The following is a 21,096-nucleotide window of genomic DNA, read 5'->3' as shown; positions in this document are numbered from 1 at the left end:
AGGATTTGCAAACGGCCTGTCAACCGTCAGCAAATCCTTTTTCCATTTACCTTCGCAAGGGTTAGGCATGTATTTTTTGCAGCAGCCAGGCCATATTTTCTCCCAAATTGGCCATATTCGCCATTCCTTCTTGATCTTCCGCCACTTCCCCTGCCGCATTTCCATAGCCCATATTCCAATACGTAGAACCTACCAAAAACATTTCTTTACTATGCAAAAAATGATTCAAGGTGTCAAAAGCGCTTATAGCGCCGCCGCGGCGGGCCGCTACGATGGCAGCGCCCGCCTTATGCCGCAATAGTCCTCGGTTGGCGGCCAGCACAATACTAGCGCGATCAATAAACGCTTTCATCTGCGAAGTAACTCCCGCCGAATAGACCGGCGAGGCCAAAATCAAACCATCCGCCGCAATGATTTTCCCCAAGCAGTCATTAAATGCATCATCCTCCATAATACAGCGTCTATCCTGGCGCGCTATACAAGCGCGGCAAGCGATGCAGCCTTTTACAGGATGCTGCGCCAGCGAAATCGTTTCGGTTTCAATGCCCCGGCTGTTTAGTTCTTTATAAACCGTCTGCAAAAGCAGCTGGGTGTTTCCCTGCAGCCGCGGACTGCCGTTTATGCCAATTACCTTCATCAAAGTACCTCCTCTTGCCAAATCATCGCTCTTTTATAGTTCATGAAACGGCACATTCAACAGCGGGTAGCTGCGCCACGCTGCATAATCAAAATGCCACCATTCTTCGGGATACACCGCAAAGCCTTCACCCGCCATCAACAGCCGCAAAAGCTCCCGGCGTTCACGCTGTACAGAGTTTCCCCCGGGATACCAGGAAAAAGCCCGCAGCGAAAACTCATCATAGCCGCTGCCCATGTCAACGCTTTGTCCGGTTTTCCGAGAATACAGCCCAATATCAACAGCACCGCCGCGATTATGCCGCGAACCTTTCGCCGGATCTGCCACAAATACTTTTTGCGCTTCAGGCGTCGCATCCCAAAACATCTTGGTGACATACCAAGGACGATAGGCGTCATAAATAATCAGACCATAGCCGTATTTCTTGAGCGCCTGATTTACCCGCACCAGCGCTTCCGCTGCCGGGCGCTGCAAAAAAGCTCTGCCTTCTTCATACAAAGGCATCCCCATGAAATTATTATCCGTAGCATAGCGAATGTCTAATTGCAGCGAAGCATCCATATTTTTCAGCTCCACCAAATCAGGCTTTAAAAACGCCCCCTCTTCCACAGGCATCTTCGCCTGCAACGCTTTTTGGCGCAAGCCAGCTAGCGGCAGCTGGGGCTGAATCCGAAACGTTTTGCCTTCTTCCTGCGCGAAGCTCTGCTTGCCATATCGTTTTTCTCCCAGCAGGACACCCGTCACCCGCTGCGCAGCATCATAAAAGAAGCGCACTTTAGCCTGCGTTTGTTGAGCCGGACCGAAAAGTAACAATTCATAGCTTCCATCCGCCCCTTTTCTCAACGGATAGCTGCAGTAACTGGCAAATTCCTGGCCTTCTTGATTTTCCGCTTTGTATAAAAGTTCTAATTCTCCGCTCCGTTCACGAATGAGAAACTGCGCCCCCTCGCGCCCGTAAACTCCCAGAAGATTCTCCTCCGCAGCTAAGCCGCTGCTAGACCATACTAGCAGAAAAAGAAAAAGTATCGCAGCGCACCTCCGGTTAACAAATTTATTCATGCTGATCGCCCTTTCGTGTACATTATGATCTAACTCTCCACCGCCGTTTTAGTTGTCATTCCTTATTTTTTCTAAAAACCCTGCTTAACCAACTAGTCATTCTTGGTTTTCCAATGGTAGTTTTCAAAATGAACATTTGTAAATATTTCACAATAACAAGGACTTAGTTCTATTCCTACAGAATATAACGAAAAGGACAATATCCCTACTCAGGTAAAATGGAAGGAGCTCCAACCTATGAAAAAGACAAAAATGGCCGCCTTAGCTGCCACCCTCTGCTTAACATTAGCGCTGCCCCAGCTTGGCTTCGCCAGCCCGCAGACCGATTCGCCAGAAAAAGCGCAACGCTTTGAATTCTCCAATGCTCTCACAGGCATGGACTATATTCAGCAATATTTAGGCAGCTTCAAAAAGCTGACGAAGCTTACCGCCGGTCAACTTTCTGCAGAAGACCAACAGCAAATCGGTAATTTAGGCTGGGAAATGCAAAATCTTGGCTTCCACAACTGGACGCAAACCGTAGAAGGCGCTCTGCGCAAGCAAAATTGCGACATTCAGCGTTTGGAATATGAATTGGCTCAAGAACGCTTCCAAAGCGGCAAAATCACTAAGACTGCTCTTTCCGAAAAAGAAAGACAGTTTCAACTTGCTCGTCAGGAATGGGAACAATTTGCCAGTAAGGTCCATATTGCCGACTAACTCAAAAAGGGACTGTGTTGAAACTTAGTTTCTTCACAGCCCCTTTTTGATTATGTTCCAAAGACGCCGTACGCTTTACCGCTCTAGAACGCTACGCACTTTTGACTGCCCATGGCACAAGCTAATTCTCCTGTTTTTTGCTTTCTTTAGCCGGCGCCGCATACATAGTCGCCGCCATAACAACCAAGGTCAATAAAATCCCAGTCGATTGGGCGTTCAAAATCCAAATCCCTTTGCCGGCATTGCCGAATTGCAAAGCCACTGTAGAAACAATACCAATGCCAGCGGATAAAAAGGCCGCCAACGTACTGGGCCGCCGCGAAAACAAGCCAAACAACAGCGGTGCCGTCAAAGACACCGACATGAGCGAATAAAAAATAGACAATGCCGAAATGACATTGGGCAGCAAAATCGCCAAGCCCACCCCCACCGCTCCCGCCGCCAGCGTTACAAAACGACTGTGCCGCAACAGCTCCTCATCTGCGATGTCCGGATTGATGAACGTCTTATACAAATCTTTGGTAAAGGAAGAAGTAATCATATACAGCACCGCATCCGCCGCGCTTACTTCTGCTGAAAAAATCGCCGCTAACGCCAAGGCAGACGCCCAAAAGGGCATACATTCCTTCATCACAATAGGCAAAGCCAAATCGCGTTCCACAAGGCCCGGCGCCACTACCGAAGCCGCCATGCCCAAAACGGCAGGAATCAGGGCAAAAGCCAGCATCACCAAACCGCAAAGGGCCGTACTTTTCCGAACCGTGCTTTCATCTCTGGCTCCGTAGATCTTGCCAATCAGTCCTGGCGAGATAAAAAAAGACGGCGTCAACATCAGAAAAAAGCCCAAAATCGTAGTCAACCCTGCGCCATCTAAACTAAAATACGCCGCAAGCAGCTCCGGGTCGCCCAGCCTTTGCGCCACTTGCGTTTCCAGACCATTCCAACCGCCGACAAAATTCATAACTAAAGGCACGGCAACAAAAAAACCAACCAGTTTTACCGTTGCTTCTAACGCATTGACATACGCCGCCGAAACCAAGCCCCCAGCGCCAAAATACAGCACAACCACTGCGGCGCCAATCAAAATGCCTGTCGTCTTGCTCACGTCGGCGACAACCGATAAAATCCAGGCTATGCCCATCAGCTGCCCTGCAAAAATAGCAATGGTCCCCACTGCCATCAGCAAGGAAATCAAGCCGCGAAAATTCCGATGATACCGAAACTCCAGATAATCCCCAAGGGTATAAAATTGATGTTCTTTGGCCAGACGCCAAATGGCCGGCCCCACCCAAAAGGCTAAAACAAACGTGCCCAACGCCGAAGCTACAATCCACCACATCGCGGAAATACCGAGCTTATACCCTAGCCCGGCGACGCCAACGGTAGAACCTGCGCCGATATTGGGAGCAATCAAGGTGATAAAAAGAAGCAGCGTCCCAAAATTCCGCCCCCCAACAAAAAAATCCGCCGAACCTTTGACTCTTTTGGTCATAAAAAAACCAATGGCAATCAACAAAAGCGAATATAGCGCAATAACCCAAACATACCCGTTCATGAGGCGCCTCCTTCAACAATTTGCGCAAAAAAAATTTGCTGCATATCAGCAAACCTTTTATTGAATTTCTTCTATTATAGCATTTGCAAAGCGAGGATTGAAGGAATAGACAAATAAAGGGTTTTCTCCGCCTCTCTCGAATTTTCATTTTTAAAGACGTAACACAGGAGGCCTGTTATGAATCTGAAAGTCATCTGCGCTTCTCCCTCCTTGCAGTATATGGAGCTTCTCAAAGCATCCTGGAAATTACTGCGCGAGCATTTTTCGCCTATTGTACTTCTTGCCGGCCTAGGCGCCTTGCCGGGAATCTATCTTGTCCACACCATGCCGGAAACAGCCTTGGAGAGCCCTCCTTTTCTTCTCATTTTAGCAAGCGCCCTAATCAGTATGTTGTCCTATATGAGTATTATCATTCTTATCGATGACGTCGTAGCTGACCGCAAGATTTCCTTGGTGCATATTTTCGAAAGAGCTTCGGCTCGCTTGCCCTTAGCCATCACCACCGGCCTTCTTTGTCTGCTGCGCCTTTTCGGTTGGTTCTTGCTGCTTTTTATCCCAGGGATCATCAAATCAGTACGCTATTCTTTTTCCCTTCAAGCTGTCGTCTTACGGGAAAAAGCGCATGGTGAAGCCATTCATTACAGCATTAACCTAGTCCGTGGTCATTGGTGGAGCGTTGTTATTGCCGGCATTTGCATTTCCTTGCCACAGTTCATTTTAAGCTTGCCTTTTGCCGCTTCGCATCCGGCAAGCGGCTCTGTAACATCTCTCTTGCTGGCCGTTGTCCAAATCCTCACTACGGCATTTTGGTACGTCGGGGAAACGGTTCTCTTCTTAGCGTTAGAGGAGCTTAAACAGCCGCAGACCATACTGCCGCCTCCTCCGCCGCCTGAAATAAACGAATAAATTACGCCAACACCGGAAGAAGTGCCGCAACCGCGCGCAGATCTTCCGGTGTTTTTTTAAGCATTCATTTTAGCTCCCGCAAACTGCTTTCCTTTATAGTTCGGCTCTCTTCCTTGGCAGCTTCAAGATTACAAGCATGTAATCTTGATGTCACAAATCCGACACACTTTAGGAGTAGAATAAAGACATTGCATAGAAAAAGCAGCATTAGAAGGGAGTCCTAGCACATGCAATATCAGATTGTAGAAGCCAACTCACAAGCAACGATCTATTTAACCGGCAAACTATACCTCCAGGATATCGAGGAGCTCCGTTGCGATCTTGTACAAGCCCTTGAAAAAGGTTCCAAATGGTTGACGGTCAATCTCGCTGGAGTTACCTATATAGACAGCTCCGGCTTAAGTCTTTTCGTTATGCTTCACAAATGCGCCGAACAGCTCCATGGCGGCTTAACACTCCTCGGCGCTCATGGGATGGTCCAAGAGATTTTCAAACGCACTCGTTTAGATACATTGCTTAGCATCCGCTAGCATTGAAACAAAGGACATATCGTTCACACCTTTACGTTGAAAAAGAGGACTGCAGCCAACTTGTTATTAAGCTGGCTGCCGTCCTCTTTTTCACTCCGCCTTGCATAGCACCGACTTGGCGGCTATTGTTTCACCTTTTGAAATTCTTCTTCCCCAATATGGCAATACCCGTGAGGATTTTTATCTAAATACTTTTGGTGGTAGTCTTCCGCCGGATAGAAGTTGCGCAGCGGTTCCGCTTCAATCGCGAGAGGCTTCTTATAGCGCCGCTGCAACGTTTGCAGCGATTGCAAAATAAGCTTCCGGTCCTCTTCCTGCACATAGTAAACACCGCTTCGGTACTGTACTCCTACGTCAAAGCCTTGACGATTGACCGAAACGGGATCGATCACCTCATAAAAAAGCTCTAAAATTTTGTTCAAAGATACTTCGTCTGCCTGATAAACAACGCGGACGGCTTCGGCATGACCGCTGCCGCTGCACACCTCCTCATAACTGGGCTGCGCTGTTGGTCCGTTAGCATAGCCGACTTCTGTTTCGACTACGCCCTTGATCAAGGACAAGTATTTTTCCGTCCCCCAAAAACAGCCTCCAGCCAAATAAATTTCCTTTACGCCAGTTGCACGCTGCGTGTCCATCCTCCATCCCCTCCTTGCACAAAGATCAAGTTCCAAGCAATTGACAAGCCGCAATTCTAAAGAACAAATTCATTTGCCTTTCCTTTCTCCATCCAAGCGCTTCTTGCCTGCTTTGCAAGCGCATGGAGCACTTCTTTTTTTCAATTCATTGATCATGGTTAGCCTTTGTATTTTCAGGTATCCTTCTTTTCAGCTCCACCCCTGAAATACATTTATCCTCTTTTTGAGTCTTTCAATATGCCATGTAAGAAAAATAGTCATTTCCTAAAATTTTCTACCTTCAATGCGCACTTTCTCTCTTTACTTTCTTGTATGCAAATGTTACATTGTAACTTGTCTGTGTCTTTGAAAAAGACTATCTAGGCATAATGTTTTGTTTTCTAGTACATGGTCACTCTCAAAAGAACGAAAAGGAGATTGGTATGGATATTTTTCGCACAAAAAGCATTGAAGCCTTTCGAGAGGGCGCCAAGGAAAAGAAGCTCAAAAAGACCTTGGGCGCTTTCGATCTTATTTTGTTAGGTGTCGGCGTGATTATGGGCACCGGCATCTTCGTATTTACCGGCGTTGTAGCCGCCAACTACGCCGGTCCCGCCATTGTCCTGTCCTTGGTTATTTCAGCCGTTGCCTGCGCCTTCGCCGCGTTAGCCTATGCAGAGCTAGCCTCTATTGTTCCCATCTCCGGCAGCTCCTACACGTACTCCTATGCGGTGCTGGGCGAAATTGTCGCCTGGATGGTCGGCTGGAGTCTCATTTTAGAATACTCGCTGGGCGCCAGCGCGGTAGCGGCAGGCTGGTCGGCTTATGCCACCGGCTTGTTTAAATCAGCCGGCTTTAGCGTGCCTCAAGCCTTGACCGCCGTCCCTGCCGACGGCGGCATCATTAATCTGCCGGCGGTTATCATCTCTCTTTTTTTGAGCCTTTTGCTTGTGCGCGGCACCAAGGAAAGCACCACCCTCAATCGCATTTTGGTCGCAGTCAAGCTGCTGGCAGTCTTCATCTTTCTCTTTCTTGCCGGCCCTAAAGTTGATCCCGCCAACTGGACGCCCTTCATGCCCTTTGGCATCTCAGGCGTTGTTACCGGCGCGGCTACTATCTTTTTAGCCTACATCGGCTTTGACATTGTGTCCACCGCTGCGGAAGAATGCAAAAATCCTAACCGCGACTTGCCCATTGGGATCATCGGTTCCTTAATTGTTTGCGCTATTTTGTATGTAGCGGTAGCAGCTGTTCTAACCGGCGTCGTACCCTATACCGAACTCAACACCGGCGAACCGGTTGCTTTCGCCCTTCGCTCCATCGGCTACAATATGGGCTCCGCTTTAGTAGGAACCGGCGCGATTGCCGGTATCACAACAGTACTTTTAGTCATTATGTACGGCCAGACCCGCGTATTTTACGCGATGTCCCGCGACGGCATGCTGCCTGCAAGCATTTGCAAAATCCATCCAAAATACCAAACGCCTCATATTATTACCATTCTATCCGGCATTGTCGTCGCCATTGTATCCGGCTTGACGCCCATCAGCGTCATTGCCGAATTGACTAATATCGGCACCTTATTTGCCTTTGTCATTACCGCCGTAGGCGTCTTGGTCCTACGCCGCACAAAGCCAGATATTCACCGGCCTTTCCGTTGTCCCGCAGTCACCTTTGTTTCTTTGGGCGCTATTCTTTCCTGCGGGTACCTTATGTACAGCCTACCCGGCGATACCTGGTTCCGCTACGGCATTTGGAGCGCCATTGGTCTTGTCGTCTATTTCGCATATGGCTACCGCAAAAGCCTGCTTCATCCCCGCAACCAAGAGAAGAACCAAGCTGCATAACAGGAACCGCTGCGCGGTTAGGAAACGCAACTCAGATACAGTTATGCCGCCGTTTATACCACATAATCCTGAAACCCCGTTCGAATTTCCCTCGTATTTCGCGGTCCGTTTTATAAATTCTGGCAGATACGAAAAAGCCACTGACTTGAAGTCAGTGGCTTTTTTCGTATCTGCCCAAGAGCTTACTTGCTGAAATAGCGCTCCAGCAGCCCTTTGAAAGCCGCACCATGGCGGGCTTCATCTTTGCACATTTCATGAACCGTATCATGAATGGCATCCAATCCAAGAGCTTTGGCTTTTTTCGCAATACCTAGCTTGCCTTCGCAAGCGCCGTATTCCGCTTCGACACGAAGCTCCAGGTTTTTCTTCGTCGATGGGAAAACCACTTCGCCCAGCAGTTCCGCAAATTTAGCAGCATGCTCCGCTTCTTCAAAAGCAATCCGCTTATAGGCTTCGGCCACTTCCGGGAAACCTTCCCGATCCGCCTGACGGCTCATGGCTAAGTACATGCCCACTTCGGTGCATTCGCCTGCAAAATTCATTTTCAGGCCTTCAATAATTTCCGGATCTACGCCAGCAGCTACGCCAATACGATGCTCGTCAGCCCAGTTCATAGCGCCTTCTACCTTCTCGATAAATTTAGCCGCCGGCGCCTTACAGGTCGGACAAATTTCTGGAGCCGCATCTCCCTCGTGAACATACCCACAGATGGTGCAAACAAACTTTTTCATTTTTAGTTCCTCCTTTTATTTTAAATAATAATTATCTGTTGACATTAACTATATTATCACTATATTTTCTATTTGACAAGAGTCTTTTTATTTTTCTCCATTACAACTGTTTTTTCAGCTAAGCTCGGATTATTTTCAAATTATTCCCAAAAAGAAGGAAATTGCCAGCTTCATGTATAAACTATGTTGCAAATCCTATTCTATAAAGAACACCGCTTTTACAAGGGGCTGCCTGCACGGGAAAAGGAGGTACTTTATGGCTAAGGGAGATCAGCTTGATATTATTTTAGGCGACCCAAATTTAACCTGGGAAGATTGGGAAACTTTGGGCAGCATCTTCGAGCTCACCAATATCAACCAAGCTTCCAAACAAGAAAAACGCGAAATTCTTAACCGCGAAATCCGCCACGCTTATGGCAATAGCGCACTTAATCTTTTTCGCAATAACTATGAGCCGGATTATGAAGAGATCGTACGTAAAACGGCGGCAGTATTGAAATTGAGCGCGAAAGTCCCGCTGCAAACAGCTACGGTAGCGCAAATAGAAGAATTCATCGTACTCGAGGTATTGAGCCGTCTCAAGGCGCAGATTATCAAAGAAGGCGGCATCCACGCCTGGCATGCTATTGAAGATTCCGTGGATTCGGGCGTACAAAAATACCTTATTGCGGGCAACTGCCCTTCTTGCGTAGCCAGCCGTTTCAAAACCCTGCGCGGCCCGGCCTTGCTGGCCGCACTACTCGCCGGGCGCATGGCAGGACTCCCACAATATGTAGCAGCCAGCGAACTGATTTTAGTTTTAGCCCGACGCTTTGGCTTCCCGGATCTGCCTATGGCCGGCTCTCTTCTAGAACGAGCAATTGCCGCTCTTTTTGGTCCCCTCGGCTGGACCGCTTCGTTTTTCTGGCTTGGCTTAGACATGGGTGATACGAACTGGAAACGAGTCATTCCTGCGGTGTTTGTAATTGCCTCCTTGCGCAAACGACTCCACCAGCATCTCAATCCTTCTATATTCCAGAAGCGCTATCAATCTCCAGAATAGCGAGCGTAATTTTTACTATTTTTTTATACCTATTCCAACAAAAAACGCTCTATAATCAAAAAGGAAGAAACAAGGAACCGCTGCTTTTAAAACAGCGGTTCCTTACTACTATGGAGGCAAAGCGCTATGAATATCGCTTTTTTTCTTATTGCAAAAAAAGACACGGTGCATTTACCCTTTCACAGCACGATGCGCCAAGCACTGGAAAAGATGGAGTTTCACCACTATACAGCCATTCCGCTTGTGGATGAAGATGGTAAATACGCCGGTACGCTGACTGAAGGCGATTTGCTTTGGAAGATGAAAAACACTCCGTCCCTCACTTTTGCCGACACGGAACGCATCTGGCTCAAAGACATTCCCCGCCGCATGGTAAACACGCCCATTCATATCAACGAAGAAATGGAAAATCTGCTTTCCTTAGCCATTATGCAAAACTTTATTCCTGTAATCGATGATAACGATGTCTTTTGCGGCATTATTCGCCGCCGAGAAATCATTGAGTATTTCGCCCGCCAGCCCAAGGCTTCTCTCTAACCGGCTTTGGTGGAGCAACCGTCTTTAGAGCCTGTTAACTCATCGCCTCGCCTTGCCGGTGCACTGCTCTATACAAAGCTTAACCACCGTTGTCGCGGAGCCCGCTTTTTCGATATAATCTAGTCCTTTTTCTTTAAAAGCGCTTGCATATTTTTCAACAAACGCTTCTAAGGCTGCTTTTTTCTCCTCGTCCGTCACTTCGATCGCTTTCCCTAGGGCAATAACGCTCTCATAATTCGTCGTAAATTGTTCCGGCAACACCGCTGTATCTCCTACTATGCAAAAAGCTGCGCGCGAATTCTGTCGCACCAAATCAAGCTTCAGCCCCTCGGTAGCGCTGTGAAAATACAAGGCGTCCCGAAAATAAACAAAACTTAACGGCACTCCATACGCTTGGTTGTTTGCATCCACCAGCGACAGTACGCCATAGGCGGCTTTATGCAAAAGCTCCTTTATGTCCGTCTCTGCCAACTGCCGGTCTTTTCTCCGCATTTCTCTAGCCATCAGACATCCTCCTCACAAAATTGCTTTCTACATTACTGTCTTTTTCCGTTCAAACGTTCAATAACGCCTGAATAATCCGGATATTGCCGCATTAATTCTTCATAAGAACAAAGGCGAAAATCTCGGTAATCAAAGCCCGGCGACACCATGCAGCTGACCAAACCGAAGGAGCCTTTTTCCGCGACCTCCGCCCCAAAAATCGTTTGCGCCGGCACCAAAACCTGCGGCTGTTCTCCTCGCTTCACATCCAGTCCCAAGCGCACGCTGGTCAGCGTTCCCTCCGGACTGATCATGTGCAAAACTAAGGGAGAGCCATCATGATAAAACCAAATTTCATCGGACAAAAGCTGATGAAACTGCGAAACGCCGCCAGACTTCAAAAGGTAATAGATCGTAGATGCCAAGGGCCGCTCGCCTGCATAAACATCCGGCAGGATCGCAGCTCCCGCTTTGCGTTGATTCTTGTACAGTTCTTTAAAATAACCCCCTTCCACATGTCCAACTAGTTGTAATGCTGCAATATACTCGTCTGCTGTCCGCTTCTCTTTTACTTCTGCCGCCGCTGCGGTGCCAAAATAGCAACTGCAGCACACCAGCAGCAGTATTAGTCCTGCTCTTCGCAATGCCATGCCTCCCTATCAAGTATCATTTATTTGATAAATTTCGTGGCTAACGAATAAAAACCTGCTTCTTTCGGAGTCCGAAAGAAGCAGGTTTTTATTTGCTCGTAGCAAAAAGTAATTTTTTAGGCCTGGCAAGCTTCCAGTGCGCGTTCTCCTAAAAAAGCTCGAATCATGGCAATAGCCGCCTCAATGGTTCTGCCGTCTTTATCCAGCAGCGGATTGAGCTCCACAAACTCGGCCGAAGTAACCACTTTATGGGACGCCAAACACCGCATCGCTTCCAAATGCTGCGCCAACGGCACGCCTCCCGCCACCGGCGTACCCACGCCGCTGGCTTCCCTTGGGTCAAGAACATCCAAATCGCAGCTTAAGTGAATGCCATCGCACCGGGAAGATAGATAGGCCACTGCTTCCTCCATAACCGCCGCACTGCCGCTGCGATACATATCTTCAGAAGTATAAATTTTTATCTTCTTTTCTCGCAAAAACTTTTTTTCCCCTGCGTCTAAATCGCGAACTCCAACCAGCACCACGTGTTCCGGCCGAATTTTATGCTTATAACCGCCTACAGCAATAAGTTCCGGGTGCCCTGCGCCCAAACTAGCAGCCACCGGCATGCCTTGTATATAACCGCTTGGCGATGTTTCCGGCGTGTTGCTGTCTCCATGCGCATCATACCAAAGCAATCCTAACGAGCGATAATGCCTAGCAATACCTGCAAGAGAGCCAATAGCCACACTGTGATCTCCGCCCAAAACTAAGGGAATACGTCCACTGCAGACAATTTCCGAAACCTTGATCGCTACCAACTCCAAACTATCGCGAACCGCCCGGAGATTGCACACGCTGCCTGTAGCGCAGGAACTGATGGCTTGGTTCTTGAGATTCAGATTTCCGGCATCAATGACATCCAGCCCCGTAGAACGCAGCATTCGCAACAAACCGGCTGCACGCATCGCGTCCGGCCCTAGTTGCGTTCCAAACATCTCCTGCCCCAGCCAAGTAGGTATCCCCAACACCGTAATTCCTTTTTTACTTTTCCCCTGTAAACGCATGCTGCTTTCTGCCTTCCTTTGCCTTCATACACTTCGACAAACTGAATTTTCCTTTACACTATTACTTTATTGACTTTCTTTGGTTCTTCTTTGACTTCTTGATTTACAGTAAATATCCTGCCTGAATACACAGAAAAGAAATTTTATTCACTACTATTAATAAAAGAACCAGTGTTTAATTAAAAACACTGGTTCTTTGTGACATGTTTAGTTAAAATTTGTAATCCAGCAGGGATAGCGTCCGATGTTCCCAGGCCACCTGCAGATGCCGTCCGGAAAGATAGTAGCGTTTTCCTACGGGAGCTGCTTTTCCGTCGGTAGATGCCTCTTTTTCTTTGGCCCGCTCTTGTTCTTCCTTCTCGATAAGCTGTTTCAAAATATCCATTAAAGGTGATATTCGCCCTACTTCTTTGCCTTCCAACCATACGGAAAAGCTTTTCGTATCGTTTTCGGCGGCAGAGACTACATACACCTTGGACGCGTCTTTGGACACAATCGACTCGGCCGTTGTCACCTGCGCGCTGCTATCCTGCGACGCGAAGGCAACCGCCGCTTCTTGCACGCCAGCCGCCGCTGCAGACCCATTAGCTACTGAAAACGAGCTGCTGACAGCCGTCCTGCCTACATCCAGTTTAACCTCCGCCAAAGACTGCATTGTTACCGGCACAAGACGAGGCGCATTGTTATTCGTAATTGCAAGGCCATTCTCTGTTTGCTGCACGCTGATGCGCGCCGTTTCCCCTTCATAATTCACTTGGGACTGCTTGCTTGTATAAATGCCGTCCTGCCCTGTCGAAGCAGGCAAAGCTGCCTGCTCTTTTATCTCGCTAGTCGCCAAATCAAGACGCTGTACGGTACCGACTTCGCCTGAATCTCGCAAGAATAAACCACTCTGCCGCACCTGTCCCTGCAGCTCATTGCGGCTATCCTTTAGGGAAAATTCCGTAGCGACGCTGCCCAAATAAATAGCGCCTACATCCGCTTCCTGCAAAGACAGTAATTGATCCTTTCCTTGATCGTCTTTAGCCCAAATACGCAGTTTGCCGTAAACATCGTCATTTTCATCAAGCCAGCCATTGCCGTCCGCATCGAATTTAGCCAAATCCCCAAAAGCGTCGCCGCTTTTAGCGCCAAAAAGCTCGCTGCCGTCATTGATTTTACCGTCTCCATTCTGATCTAGCGCCAAAAAGCCGGCGCCGGGTTTGACAAAGGACATGCTGTCTTTTTGGCCATCCGCATCCAAATCAAAGACGTATTTTTCTTCGGTCAGTCCTACTCCCGCAGAACTTTTACCATACTGAATGACCAAGGGGTCCTCCAAGGTGGCCGTACTTTGCGTCTGAACCATTTCCGCCGTGCGCAGCATCAACGAGGTCTGATCGATTTGCAGCGTCCTGCCGTCTTTTGTAGTAACCAGCCCCTGCGCTGACCACGCTGTATATTCCGCTTCACTCACGGTACGCGTCCTAGTTTCCACCTCTCCAATCCGCAGCCCTGTTGCCGCTCCATTGGCATTAGTCGTCGCCACAAACACCGTTGATTCTCCTACTGCCGTACTGGTTCCTTGTAGTTGGGCGTTCTCCTGACGCGTCACCGTCTCACCACCTTGGCTTTGCCTCGCAACAACCGCGCCTTGTCCCACCGTCACCTGCTGCGACGCTTCTGTAATAACGCCGACTGGCCGCCAGTTGCCGCCGCTTTGCGGCGGTTTTCCGATCGTAGCGCTGCTGCTGTTTTGATCAATCACAAGCCTGGTGTGACTTTCAGCCGCAACTTCTTCCGAAATTACATCGCTGTCCACGCCCATAAAAGCAGTTACATTTTTCAGCTCATTCCGCTCTTCTTGGGAAAGCTTAGAAAAATCAACTCCTTTGTTCACCGCCGCCGCATCTTTGCCAGCCGCTGCAGCTGTTTGCAAAGCTTCTTCGCTCAATTGCACCTCGTAAGCCCGATCCGTCTGAATTTCCGTGTGACTGCTCTCTTGCTCCAAGGTTGTAGCTGCTGCGGTACTGGAAGCGTATAGGCTTTCTCTTTCTTTCGTGCCTAAAAAATGACTGCTGCTAAACTCTACGGTACTAGAATCAATTCTCACCAACCTCAGCTCCTATATTTTTTTGCTTCACATAACTTGTAAAGCTCCTTATTTATAATATCGTACGCATTGTGAAACTTTTTACATGTTTTTCATTTTTTTTGCGATATTTTTTTGAACTCGCTTGAAAATTAACAACTTTCTCTTTCTTTTCTATCCAGCTAAGTTAAAACATGGTATGCTATGTTCATAGCGTTTTAGACAAGGAGGCTCTTTCATGAAGCATCTTCTTTTCATCTGTGTCCTGTCTCTTGTTGCAATCCTCTATAATCCGGAAAACGCCTTAGCCAGCCCTCAAGAATTCATTATCATCAACAATACAGGCCACACTATTTGCGCATTATACATTGCTCCCTCCAATACAAACGACTGGCAAGACAACTTGCTTGAACAAACTATATTAGGAATCACGGATCAGGCGACTCTTCCGTTTCACCGTAATGAACCCGCTGCTTATTGGGATGTGCGGGTAGTATATGACAATGGGTTCAGCGATAATTGGAAGCGCTGCCAACTGCGCAAGCAGCTTTTTGTAACGCTCAAGCCCGAAGCCGCCATCTAAAAATTTTTCTTTATCTTCCAGCCTGACTAGTAAAGCGCCTCTTCAGAGGCGCTTTTTTTCCTATCCCAGAATTTATAAGTTTTTACGGATTCAAAGAGCCCTTGACCAGTTTTTCTAAAGCCGCCAAGGGAGGCGACAGCCACTTTTCGCGATGCAGCACCATTTGCGCCACTACCGAAATGCTGCTGCTATCCCATGGCAGTCGTACCAATGTTCCCCGCTCCAGTTCTTCGGCCACGACAATTTCCGGCAGCAATGACAGGCCTAAGCCGTTCTTTACACACTGTTTAATGGCTTCCAATCTTTCAAATTCCCAGAACGTTGCTACAGGCGCCTTGGCTTGCGCCAGCAGCTCTTTCATCTCCGCCGGATAGCCGCTGTGACCTTCGGAAAAAATAAAAGTTTGCCCGGCTAATTGCTGCGTCTCTACTACTTGCAACTTCGCCAAAGGATGCTGCGGCTCCGCTACTAATACGGTCTTGCCTTGAAACAAGGTTTCTTGTCGCAGCTGCGGCTGGCCGGCTTCGTCTTGAAATCCAAAAGCCACATCAACCAGATTTTGCTGCAGCCATTGTCCAAAATCGCTGCAATGACCTACTTTCAGATACAGCTGCACCTGCGGATACAGAGCTCGGTATTCCTTTAATAGCGGCGGCAGCCAAAATGCGCATAACGACTCGGAAGCGCCCAGGCGAATCATTCCTTCCAGCGTTTCCTTGCCGCAAAAAGCTTGCCGCACTTCGTCTTCCGCCTGCAGCAGCCTGGCCCCCAGGCCCACCAGACTCTCTCCTTGAGACGTCAAAAATATTTTTCGCCCCAAACGCTCGAACAGCCGAACTCCCAGTTCTAGTTCCACCAACCGAACATGTTCGGAAACAGTAGATTGGGAGTAGTTCAATTCCCGCGCCGCCTGCCCAAAGTTCAACGTTCGCGCCACTGCTAAAAAGGTTTCCAGATACTTGCTCTGCATCTCATCACATCCATCGGTTTTTCCGATTATTTTACACTATATTATCGTCTTATCAAATCTATTTTTTCATGATACGATTTTTTAAAGCTTTTACTACATTTGCAGAGGAGAAACAACGCCGCGATGAAAGAAGCCGTTCAGCTCAAAAAAAGCATCACTTGGCTCCAAGGGGCCTCCTTAACTACCGGAGCCGTTCTGGGCGCCGGCATTTTAGTACTCCCCTCTCTGGCCGCCTCCATAGCGGGACCAGCGTCTTTACTCAGCTGGCTCTTCATGGGCCTGCTCTCTTTGCCCATGGTGGCCGTCATCAGCATGATGTCTTCACGCTATCCTGATTCCGGCGGCATCGCCACCTATGTCCGCCAAGGCTTGGGAGAAAACACCAGCCGTATCGTCGGCCTGTGGATTTTAGGGGCTATGCCCTTTGGCATGCCTGTTACCGCCTTAATCGGCGCCCATTATCTAGGCGACGTGCTGGGCTGGTCCTCGGCGGCCATTTATGGCGTGGCGGCGGTTATGCTGCTTCTGGCGGTAGCCCTAAACTACCGAGGTATTGATCTATCCGGCCGCGTACAAGTCCTTGTCGTCTCCTCCATTCTCGGTATTCTGCTTTTAGCGATTACAGCCTCCTTGCCCCAAGTTCAGCCTGCAGCTTTTTCCCCCTTCTTGCCGCACGGCTGGCTGCCTGTAGGACAGACTATGTCCTTGCTCTTTTTCGCCTTCATTGGCTGGGAAATGATCGGCCATTTGGCGGAAGAATTTCGCCGCCCCCGCAAGGACATCCCTTTAAGCCTGGGTCTTGCCGCTTTGGTCATTAATGTTTTATATTTACTCATTGCCTTCGTCACCATTGGAACGTTGGCTTACCAATCCGCTACGCCGCTTACCGCCATGATCACGTTGGCAGCTTACGGTTGGGGCGAACAGGCGAGTCTGCTGGTTTCTTTTCTGGGTCTAGTCGCTTGTTACTGTCCTGTCCATACGTTCATCGCCGGTTTCTCCCGGCTGGTTTACGCCCAAGCCCGCGACGGCGCCTTACCGCCTGTTTTTTCTCGCCTTCATCCTCGCTTTCAGACACCGCATTACGCCTTACTGTCATTTCTTCCTGTTTTAGGTTTCGTTCTTGGAGTCAGCTATCTTCTGGAATTGCAGTTGCAAACCTTGATTCAATTTCCTTGCGCTAATTTCTTGGCCGTTTATACATTGGGCATGATTGCATCTTGCCGGGTTCTTCCCAACCGAACCGGAAAAGTTCTCGCCCTGCTCAGCGCCTCCTTGTCCGGACTTGTCTTCTTGTTTTCAGGCTGGTTTATGCTCTACCCCCTGGGGTTAGCCTTAGGGGCCTGGGTTGCATACAGGCTTTTTTACATTTAAAGGAAAGGATTTCGCCACCATTTCCAGAATGTATCCTACATATAAGCAAGTTATGCTCACACTACTGCGCAAAGGAAGATGACACGATGAAAAAGTATTGTTTCACCGCCTTTCTGGCGGCCATTCTGTTTTTAACCGCTCCTGCTACGCTTTGGGCTGCCGACAAAGTTCCCGCTCGACAAGACATAGCCCCTCAATATCAGTGGCATTTGCAGGACATTTACGCCAGCGACGCCCAATGGCAGCAGGACTATGACAAGCTCAAAAGCCAGCTGCCCCAACTTGCGACATACCAAGGCAAACTTGGCGCCTCGCCACAACTACTGCTGCAATGTCTAAAACAGCGAGATCAAATGAGCATCACCCTGGGCCGCCTGTACAGCTACGCCAAAATGCACCGCGATGAAAACACAGCTAACGCCGCTTATCAGGCGCTTACAGACAAGGCGGCTTCTCTGGGCAGCGCGTATATGGCGTCCGCCTCTTTTATCGAACCGGAATTACTGGCGCTTTCCCCTAAAACGATTCCCGCCTTCCTGCGGCAAGAACCGGCACTTAAGGAGTATTCTCGCTATCTGCAGAATCTTTTACGCCAGCGTCAGCATATTCTTACCCCAGCCGAAGAGTCTCTTCTTTCTCAGGTGTCCGAAATTGCTCAGTCGCCGGAAAATACCTTTGACATGCTGACCAACGCCGATCTGCATTTTCCAGCCATCACCGACAGTCAGGGAAACACGCTGCCCCTGAGTGAAGGAAAGTACCGGGCCTACATGTCTTTTGATGACCGGCAGTTACGGCAAAATGCATACCTAACCCTCTATCAAACCTATGCACAATATCGCAACACCCTTGCTTCTACCTTGAACGGCAATATCAAAAGCAGCCATTTTTTCGCCTCCGCCCGGAAATACCCCTCTACCTTGGCGGCGTCTTTAGATAACGACAATATTCCAGTTGCCGTCTATGACAATGTCATCACTACAGTCAAGCAAAATCTGGGCCCGTTACACCGCTATGCATCTTTCAAAAAAACAGCCTTGGGCCTTGACGAATTCCATCTCTATGACGCGTCTGCGCCAGTGACGACGCAAAAAGCACAGTCGCCTTACACCTACGAAGAAGCCTGCCAGCTCGTACAGACTGCGCTAGAGCCATTAGGCTCGGAGTACAACACCGTACTAAAACAAGGTCTTAGCTCCGGCTGGGTCGATGTATATGAAAACCAGGGCAAACAGTCCGGGGCCTACTCGTGGGGCGCCTACGGCACCCATCCCTTTGTGCTTCTAAACTACGAAGGCACGTATGACAGCGTATCTACGCTGGCCCACGAGCTAGGCCACTCGATGCATACCTATTACAGTTATGCCAACCAGCCCTTCACAACCTCCGACTACTCTCTGTTCTGCGCCGAAGTAGCTTCTCAAACCAATGAGATTCTGCTTGTCGAGTACATGCTGAAGCATACGCAGGATACAGCCGTGCGCAAGCATCTGCTCGAACAGTATCTGGACACCATTTTAGGCAGCGTTTACCGTCAGACTCAATTTGCAGAATTTGAAAAAATAGTTCATGAACGCACTGCCAAGGGCGACGCTCTTACCGCCGACGATTTTGACGCCATCTGGCACGACTTGAATGTGCAGTATTGGGGGCCTGACGCTGTACTTGATAAAGTAAGCGATGTCGGTTGGTCCAGGATTCCCCACTTTTATCGCAACTTCTATGTATATCAGTACGCCACCGGCTACGCAGCGGCGACGGCTTTAAGCGAGCAAATTCTCACAGGCGGCGAGCCGGCCCGTCAAAAATATTTGCAGTTTTTAAAAAGCGGTTCTTCCGACGATCCTTTGCAATTATTGCGCCAAGCCGGCGTTGATATGACGACTCCCTTGCCTCTGGAAATTACACTGCAAAAATTCTCCCGTCTGCTTGACGAGTTAGAACGCCTAAACTAAAAAAGGGGACAGGCCTAAAAGGCCCGTCCTCTTTTCACTTTCACCGCAAATTCATCATTACCAGCAAAACCGTCATAATTACAATGCTAATCATAATAGAAACCGAATTCGTCAAGCTGGCCAAGATGCCATTCCCTTGGCATTTTTCCGTAAACAATGGCGCAATCGCGGGAATCGGCGCAAAAACAAGCAACACCAGCACTTGCCGAATCTCCAAGGAAAAAGAAGTATAATAATAAAAAAGCCAGGCAAATACAGCAGAAACAGCGTAACGAAGCAATAAAACAAGGCTCAGCTGCTGCACATGGCGCGCCTCCAGTTCCAGCATCATGCCAATCATCAGCATTGCCAAGAAACTGTTGGCGCCGGCAATAACCGAGCAAAGATTCAATACCTCTGCAGGAAAACGGAAACCAACCCAAGAACACAACAGCATCAACATATAAATATCAAAAGGCACGGAAGACAAAAGCTTTTTCGCCAGTCCCGTCAGCTGGCTTTTTCCGCCAGTTCCCGCCACCCCGGCGGCGGCAGCGTAGGTCCCGCCTGTACACATAATTGAATTTCCGGAATCAAACATGCAGGTAGCCACTACCCCAAAAGGCCCCAAAAATCCTTGCGCAAAGGGCATCGCAAAACAGCCGATATTATAACCGGACGCATTCAGCATATAAAAAACTTTAGTTTCCCCGTTGCTGCGCGCGCCAGCTAAAAAACCTAAGCCAACCATAATCAGGTTGCAGCCCAAGCCAAGCAACGCCAAAATCAACAAAGAAGCGTCCATGTCAAAATTGGCAAAGGCGGTAATTACTGCCGCCGGCAGCGTAATATTGAGTACAATCTTTGAAATCAGCCGATAGTCGGTCGCCGTAAAAAATCCGATGCGTTTTAGCGCATATCCTAAAAAAATAATGAAGACAAACGCGGCTGCCTTCACCAAAACTTCGCCCATGATTCTCGCCTCTTTTTCTTTTTACGAAATCGTTACACATCATTTACTCATGCTATCAAATGCACGCGTGTTCGTCAATATAGCCGAAAATTTTACGAAAGCAATTATTTTTTTGAAAGGTTGTGAAATGCATGCCCCATGCCAATGCCTCCAGGCGCTTATATTTCTTGGATAATCTGCGCGCCGCCGTCATTCTCTTGGTCATTGTTTTTCATATCGCCCTGGGTTACATGGCTCCGCCTCTCGCCTGGTGGTACGTCGTTGACAGTCAAACAAGCGCCGCCTTTATTCCGTTCATCGTTACGGTAGATGTTTTTATTATGCCGGTTATGTTCTGGATTGCAGGCTATTTTACGCTGCCCGTGCTGCAGCGCAAAGGCATCGGTTCCTTCTTCCGGGACAAATTGTACCGCATCGCCCTGCCCTGGGTTGGAGGCGTCCTCGTGTTGGCGCCAGCCATTACCTATATGATCTGGTTTAGCCGGTCCGACACGCCGCCGCCGTATCTTTACTTTTGGCAAAACCTATTTTTTACGCCGCAGGTTTTTAATCATGCTCATTTTTGGTTTCTAGGACTCTTGCTCTACTTTTACTTTTTTGTAGGCCTTCTGCAAGCATTACGGCCAAATTGGCTGCAAAAGGCGGCGACTCCAGTCCCTCCGTCAGCCTCTTTTTTTTGTTGTTTCACTCTTTTGTGTAGCGCAGCCTTTTTCACGCCCACTCTATTCCTGCCCGCCGACACCTGGTTTAGCAAATTATATATAGTTTCTTTCCAGCCAGCCCGCCTAGGTATTTGTTTTCTTTACTTCCTGCTGGGTCTTCATGGGTGGCGCCATTCTTGGTTTGCTC

21 protein-coding genes are annotated in these 21,096 nt (G+C 48.7%); 10 read left to right on the top strand and 11 right to left on the bottom strand.

Annotated elements, in window-relative coordinates; genetic code table 11:
- Positions 1-61: 61 nt before the first annotated feature.
- On the bottom strand, positions 62-637 hold the full coding sequence (locus PHF27_RS05365; RefSeq protein WP_300067085.1) for a flavodoxin family protein: 576 nt from the start codon (positions 635-637) through the stop codon (positions 62-64).
- Positions 638-670: 33 nt separating this feature from the next.
- Positions 671-1,696 carry a M15 family metallopeptidase gene (locus PHF27_RS05360; RefSeq protein WP_300067083.1) on the bottom strand — a complete coding sequence of 342 codons (1,026 nt, stop codon included), beginning with the start codon at positions 1,694-1,696 and terminating at the stop codon, positions 671-673.
- Positions 1,697-1,933: 237 nt separating this feature from the next.
- Between PHF27_RS05360 and PHF27_RS05355 the strand changes: the two genes are divergently transcribed.
- Positions 1,934-2,395 carry a hypothetical protein gene (locus tag PHF27_RS05355; RefSeq protein WP_300067081.1) on the top strand — a complete coding sequence of 154 codons (462 nt, stop codon included), beginning with the start codon at positions 1,934-1,936 and terminating at the stop codon, positions 2,393-2,395.
- Positions 2,396-2,516: 121 nt separating this feature from the next.
- Here PHF27_RS05355 and PHF27_RS05350 read toward each other — a convergent pair whose 3' ends face one another.
- Positions 2,517-3,950 (bottom strand): sodium:solute symporter family protein, encoded by a 1,434-nt coding sequence (locus PHF27_RS05350; protein WP_300067079.1) that lies wholly within the window; start codon positions 3,948-3,950, stop codon positions 2,517-2,519.
- A 177-nt stretch (positions 3,951-4,127) separates the two neighbouring features.
- On the opposite strand from PHF27_RS05350, the gene PHF27_RS05345 reads away from it, so the two are divergent.
- Both PHF27_RS05345 and PHF27_RS05340 read left to right on the top strand, forming a co-directional pair.
- A complete protein-coding gene (locus tag PHF27_RS05345) occupies positions 4,128-4,856 on the top strand; it encodes a hypothetical protein (RefSeq protein WP_300067077.1) in 729 nt (242 codons plus the stop codon).
- A gap of 227 nt (positions 4,857-5,083) precedes the next feature.
- On the top strand, positions 5,084-5,386 hold the full coding sequence (locus PHF27_RS05340; protein ID WP_300067075.1) for an STAS domain-containing protein: 303 nt from the start codon (positions 5,084-5,086) through the stop codon (positions 5,384-5,386).
- Positions 5,387-5,508: 122 nt separating this feature from the next.
- Here the strand turns inward: PHF27_RS05340 and msrA are convergent, their stop codons facing one another.
- The gene (gene msrA / locus PHF27_RS05335) at positions 5,509-6,024 is read right to left on the bottom strand and encodes a peptide-methionine (S)-S-oxide reductase MsrA (protein ID WP_300067073.1); all 516 of its coding nucleotides are present in this window, start codon (positions 6,022-6,024) and stop codon (positions 5,509-5,511) included.
- 422 nt (positions 6,025-6,446) lie between these two features.
- Between msrA and PHF27_RS05330 the strand changes: the two genes are divergently transcribed.
- Positions 6,447-7,850, top strand: a complete 1,404-nt coding sequence (locus PHF27_RS05330; RefSeq protein ID WP_300067071.1) for an amino acid permease — start codon at positions 6,447-6,449, stop codon at positions 7,848-7,850.
- Between the two features lie 182 nt (positions 7,851-8,032).
- Here the strand turns inward: PHF27_RS05330 and PHF27_RS05325 are convergent, their stop codons facing one another.
- Positions 8,033-8,581, bottom strand: coding sequence for an NADH peroxidase (locus PHF27_RS05325; protein WP_300067068.1), 549 nt, complete (start codon positions 8,579-8,581; stop codon positions 8,033-8,035).
- A gap of 256 nt (positions 8,582-8,837) precedes the next feature.
- Here PHF27_RS05325 and PHF27_RS05320 point away from each other — a divergent pair, with 256 nt between their 5' ends.
- Positions 8,838-9,623: a hypothetical protein gene (locus PHF27_RS05320; protein WP_300067067.1), complete on the top strand. Its 786-nt coding sequence runs from the start codon at positions 8,838-8,840 to the stop codon at positions 9,621-9,623.
- A 126-nt stretch (positions 9,624-9,749) separates the two neighbouring features.
- On the top strand, positions 9,750-10,160 hold the full coding sequence (locus tag PHF27_RS05315; protein WP_300067065.1) for a CBS domain-containing protein: 411 nt from the start codon (positions 9,750-9,752) through the stop codon (positions 10,158-10,160).
- Between the two features lie 39 nt (positions 10,161-10,199).
- Here the strand turns inward: PHF27_RS05315 and PHF27_RS05310 are convergent, their stop codons facing one another.
- The 4 genes from PHF27_RS05310 to PHF27_RS05295 all read right to left on the bottom strand — a co-directional run bounded on the left by PHF27_RS05310 (position 10,200) and on the right by PHF27_RS05295 (position 14,434).
- A complete protein-coding gene (locus PHF27_RS05310; RefSeq protein ID WP_300067063.1) occupies positions 10,200-10,664 on the bottom strand; it encodes a pyridoxamine 5'-phosphate oxidase family protein in 465 nt (154 codons plus the stop codon).
- A 32-nt stretch (positions 10,665-10,696) separates the two neighbouring features.
- Positions 10,697-11,293, bottom strand: a complete 597-nt coding sequence (locus tag PHF27_RS05305) for a cupin domain-containing protein (protein WP_300067061.1) — start codon at positions 11,291-11,293, stop codon at positions 10,697-10,699.
- Positions 11,294-11,409: 116 nt separating this feature from the next.
- The gene (rocF, locus tag PHF27_RS05300; protein ID WP_300067059.1) at positions 11,410-12,342 is read right to left on the bottom strand and encodes an arginase; all 933 of its coding nucleotides are present in this window, start codon (positions 12,340-12,342) and stop codon (positions 11,410-11,412) included.
- A gap of 211 nt (positions 12,343-12,553) precedes the next feature.
- Complete coding sequence (locus tag PHF27_RS05295) at positions 12,554-14,434, bottom strand: hypothetical protein (protein ID WP_300067057.1); 1,881 nt, start codon at positions 14,432-14,434, stop codon at positions 12,554-12,556.
- Positions 14,435-14,651: 217 nt separating this feature from the next.
- Here PHF27_RS05295 and PHF27_RS05290 point away from each other — a divergent pair, with 217 nt between their 5' ends.
- The gene (locus tag PHF27_RS05290) at positions 14,652-14,996 is read left to right on the top strand and encodes a hypothetical protein (RefSeq protein ID WP_300067055.1); all 345 of its coding nucleotides are present in this window, start codon (positions 14,652-14,654) and stop codon (positions 14,994-14,996) included.
- Positions 14,997-15,078: 82 nt separating this feature from the next.
- On the opposite strand, the gene PHF27_RS05285 is transcribed toward PHF27_RS05290, so the two are convergent.
- Entirely contained in the window at positions 15,079-15,966 is an 888-nt protein-coding gene (locus PHF27_RS05285) for a LysR family transcriptional regulator (RefSeq protein WP_300067052.1), read from the bottom strand.
- Between the two features lie 123 nt (positions 15,967-16,089).
- On the opposite strand from PHF27_RS05285, the gene PHF27_RS05280 reads away from it, so the two are divergent.
- Both PHF27_RS05280 and pepF read left to right on the top strand, forming a co-directional pair.
- Positions 16,090-17,340 (top strand): amino acid permease, encoded by a 1,251-nt coding sequence (locus PHF27_RS05280; protein WP_300067049.1) that lies wholly within the window; start codon positions 16,090-16,092, stop codon positions 17,338-17,340.
- Positions 17,341-17,426: 86 nt separating this feature from the next.
- Positions 17,427-19,295 carry an oligoendopeptidase F gene (pepF, locus tag PHF27_RS05275; RefSeq protein ID WP_300067046.1) on the top strand — a complete coding sequence of 623 codons (1,869 nt, stop codon included), beginning with the start codon at positions 17,427-17,429 and terminating at the stop codon, positions 19,293-19,295.
- Between the two features lie 40 nt (positions 19,296-19,335).
- Here pepF and PHF27_RS05270 read toward each other — a convergent pair whose 3' ends face one another.
- A complete protein-coding gene (locus PHF27_RS05270; RefSeq protein WP_300067043.1) occupies positions 19,336-20,247 on the bottom strand; it encodes an AEC family transporter in 912 nt (303 codons plus the stop codon).
- Positions 20,248-20,378: 131 nt separating this feature from the next.
- On the opposite strand from PHF27_RS05270, the gene PHF27_RS05265 reads away from it, so the two are divergent.
- A partial coding sequence (locus tag PHF27_RS05265; RefSeq protein ID WP_300067040.1) for an acyltransferase family protein occupies positions 20,379-21,096 on the top strand: 718 nt, incomplete at its 3' end.

Origin of the sequence: Anaeromusa sp. (genome assembly GCF_028691475.1) — a bacterium.
Classification (GTDB): Bacteria; Bacillota; Negativicutes; order Anaeromusales; family Anaeromusaceae; genus Anaeromusa.
Note: the sequence above shows the minus strand (reverse complement) of the source record. Positions and strands in the feature narration are given on the sequence as shown.

Coding starts and splice junctions, on each gene's coding strand:
- PHF27_RS05270 (WP_300067043.1), bottom strand. CDS start 20,247: ATGGGCGAAGTTTTGGTGAAGGCAGCCGCGTTTGTCTTCATTATTTTT.
- PHF27_RS05360 (WP_300067083.1), bottom strand. CDS start 1,696: ATGAATAAATTTGTTAACCGGAGGTGCGCTGCGATACTTTTTCTTTTT.
- PHF27_RS05310 (WP_300067063.1), bottom strand. CDS start 10,664: ATGGCTAGAGAAATGCGGAGAAAAGACCGGCAGTTGGCAGAGACGGAC.
- PHF27_RS05320 (WP_300067067.1), top strand. CDS start 8,838: ATGGCTAAGGGAGATCAGCTTGATATTATTTTAGGCGACCCAAATTTA.
- PHF27_RS05350 (WP_300067079.1), bottom strand. CDS start 3,950: ATGAACGGGTATGTTTGGGTTATTGCGCTATATTCGCTTTTGTTGATT.
- PHF27_RS05290 (WP_300067055.1), top strand. CDS start 14,652: ATGAAGCATCTTCTTTTCATCTGTGTCCTGTCTCTTGTTGCAATCCTC.
- PHF27_RS05280 (WP_300067049.1), top strand. CDS start 16,090: ATGAAAGAAGCCGTTCAGCTCAAAAAAAGCATCACTTGGCTCCAAGGG.
- rocF (WP_300067059.1), bottom strand. CDS start 12,342: ATGCGTTTACAGGGGAAAAGTAAAAAAGGAATTACGGTGTTGGGGATA.
- PHF27_RS05285 (WP_300067052.1), bottom strand. CDS start 15,966: ATGCAGAGCAAGTATCTGGAAACCTTTTTAGCAGTGGCGCGAACGTTG.
- PHF27_RS05315 (WP_300067065.1), top strand. CDS start 9,750: ATGAATATCGCTTTTTTTCTTATTGCAAAAAAAGACACGGTGCATTTA.
- PHF27_RS05345 (WP_300067077.1), top strand. CDS start 4,128: ATGAATCTGAAAGTCATCTGCGCTTCTCCCTCCTTGCAGTATATGGAG.
- PHF27_RS05325 (WP_300067068.1), bottom strand. CDS start 8,581: ATGAAAAAGTTTGTTTGCACCATCTGTGGGTATGTTCACGAGGGAGAT.
- PHF27_RS05330 (WP_300067071.1), top strand. CDS start 6,447: ATGGATATTTTTCGCACAAAAAGCATTGAAGCCTTTCGAGAGGGCGCC.
- PHF27_RS05305 (WP_300067061.1), bottom strand. CDS start 11,293: ATGGCATTGCGAAGAGCAGGACTAATACTGCTGCTGGTGTGCTGCAGT.
- PHF27_RS05365 (WP_300067085.1), bottom strand. CDS start 637: ATGAAGGTAATTGGCATAAACGGCAGTCCGCGGCTGCAGGGAAACACC.
- msrA (WP_300067073.1), bottom strand. CDS start 6,024: ATGGACACGCAGCGTGCAACTGGCGTAAAGGAAATTTATTTGGCTGGA.
- PHF27_RS05355 (WP_300067081.1), top strand. CDS start 1,934: ATGAAAAAGACAAAAATGGCCGCCTTAGCTGCCACCCTCTGCTTAACA.
- PHF27_RS05340 (WP_300067075.1), top strand. CDS start 5,084: ATGCAATATCAGATTGTAGAAGCCAACTCACAAGCAACGATCTATTTA.
- pepF (WP_300067046.1), top strand. CDS start 17,427: ATGAAAAAGTATTGTTTCACCGCCTTTCTGGCGGCCATTCTGTTTTTA.